This window comes from Mesorhizobium sp. M1E.F.Ca.ET.063.01.1.1 (genome assembly GCF_003998155.1).
Taxonomy (GTDB): domain Bacteria; phylum Pseudomonadota; class Alphaproteobacteria; order Rhizobiales; family Rhizobiaceae; genus Mesorhizobium.
The window spans coordinates 1-1907 of the sequence record NZ_RZSC01000965.1 but is presented as its reverse complement, the minus strand read 5'-3'; the positions used below and the strand labels follow the sequence as shown (position 1 = coordinate 1907).

Annotated in this window: 2 protein-coding genes; one reads left to right on the top strand and one right to left on the bottom strand. The window is 64.8% G+C overall.

The features are described from left to right. Positions 1 to 112 precede the first annotated feature (112 nt). Positions 113 to 505, top strand: coding sequence for a GFA family protein (locus tag EOA29_RS34860; protein WP_126094032.1), 393 nt, complete (start codon positions 113 to 115; stop codon positions 503 to 505). Positions 506 to 556: 51 nt separating this feature from the next. On the opposite strand, the gene EOA29_RS34855 is transcribed toward EOA29_RS34860, so the two are convergent. Continuing rightward, on the bottom strand, positions 557 to 1907 hold a 1351-nt coding region (locus EOA29_RS34855), incomplete at its 5' end, for a tetratricopeptide repeat protein (protein WP_127222287.1).

The following is a 1907-nucleotide window of genomic DNA, read 5'->3' as shown; positions in this document are numbered from 1 at the left end:
GTTATGCAATTCGGTTTGGGGGCCAAGCAAGCGAGACGGCGCAGCTTTCATGGACGGCTCGGCGCGGTTCGTTGTAAACGTTCCGGCCGATCGATTTTGGAGGAGACGCAACATGGACAGGTTCACGGGCGGTTGCCTGTGCGGCAAGGTCCGGATCGTGGCGTCGGGTCGCCCATACAGGGTCGGCATTTGTCACTGTCTCGACTGCCGCAAGCATCACGGGTCGCTGTTTCACGCTTCCGCGATTTTCCCTCAAGATGCGGTGACGATCGCCGGCGAAACGCGCGACTATGCCGGGCGGTTCTTCTGCCCGCGCTGCGGCTCGTCCGTTTTCGCGCGCACCGCGGACGAAATCGAAGTCAGCCTGGGATCGCTGGACGCCCCTGACCAACTGAGGCCAACCTACGAACTGTGGACCGTCCGCCGCGAGTCCTGGTTGCCGCCGTTTCCGCTCAACAGACGATACGAACGTGATCGCGACGCCACGGGCCGTTTTGAGGAGTAGGGGGCGACCGCCTTCCGGATAGGATGACCGTTTGGAGGGGCGCGCCGACCGTCACTCCGGCAAACCAGCCTTGCGAAAGCCGTCGACGAAATGCTCGAGCGTCGCGGCGTCGCGGAACGGTTCGGTCCAGACCCAGTGGCTGGTGCTGAAATGCGGGTTGGCGACGAGGAACATCTCGACCTCTGCGCGCGCCTCGTCGAACCGGCCGAGTTGGGCAAGGCTTGCCGCCAGGAAACGGCGTGAGCTCGTGCGATAGGTCTCGTCCCTGCGCAGCGTCTCGACGGCGGCTTCGTACTCGCCGGCCGCATACTGCGCCTGGCCGAGTGTCAGATAGTACCAGCTCGGCGGATAAGGGTTGAGCCGGAACGCCTTGCGAATGTGCTCGAGGCTTTCCTCGATCTGGCCGGCCAGAACCTCGATGTCTGATATCGTCGCCCAGGTGTCGGCATCGTTCGGGTCGAGCTCGATCGCCTTGGCGAATTCAGCGTCCGCCTCGTCGAAGCGGCGCTCATAGGCAAGCAGGTTGGCCAGCACCCAGTGGCAGCCGGCATCGTTGGGATCGATCGCGACAGCCTTGCGCGCCAGTTCCAGGGCGACGCCGCGGTTGGGTTCGATGGGTTCGCCCCAATGCACCCATCCCATCCAATGGTTCATGGCAAGCCAGCGATAAGCCTCGGCATAGTCCGGATCGAGCGAAACCGCGCGCATCAGCATCAGATGCGCTTCCCGTGCCGTCTGCGGCGAGTCGTCGATCAGCTTGCGCGCCCGCACGCACAGATCATAGGCCTCGAGGTTCCTGGGCCGGTTGCGCGGCGGCGGCGCGCGCAGGCGGCCGAGCAACGCCTCCACGATCTTGGCCGTCACCTCGTCCTGGACGGCAAAAATATCTTCCAGGCTGCGATCGAAGCGTTCCGCCCACAGATGTTCGCCGCTCACCGCGTCGACCAGTTGCGCGTTGATGCGCACGCGCCCGGCGGCGCGTCTTGCGCTGCCCTCCAGCAGGTAGCGCACGCCAAGCTCCTCGGCGATCCTGCGCACGTCCATCGCCTTGCCTTTGTAGGCAAAGACCGAGTTGCGGGCGATGACGAACAGGCCGGCATTCCTGGACAGGTCGGTGATCAGATCCTCGGTCAGCCCATCCGCGAAGGAGTCCTGCTCGGGATCGCTGGAGAAAGCAACGAAGGGCAGCACCGCTATCGATGGCTTGCTGGGCAGCGGCAAAGGCTTTCGCACCGCGCCGCCGAGCTGTTCGATCGCTCCGGTGAAGCGGTAGCCGACGCGCGGAACCGTGGCGATCCATTCACCGCCATCGGCGGCCGGACCGAGCAGCTTCCTGAGCTGCGCGATCTGAACGGTGAGGTTGCCTTCCTCGACGGCCGTGCCCGGCCACGCAGCATCCATC

What these genes read in the sequence shown, in the direction of transcription:
- EOA29_RS34860 (WP_126094032.1), top strand. Translation starts at nt 113, where the DNA reads ATGGACAGGTTCACGGGCGGTTGCCTGTGCGGCAAGGTCCGGATCGTG.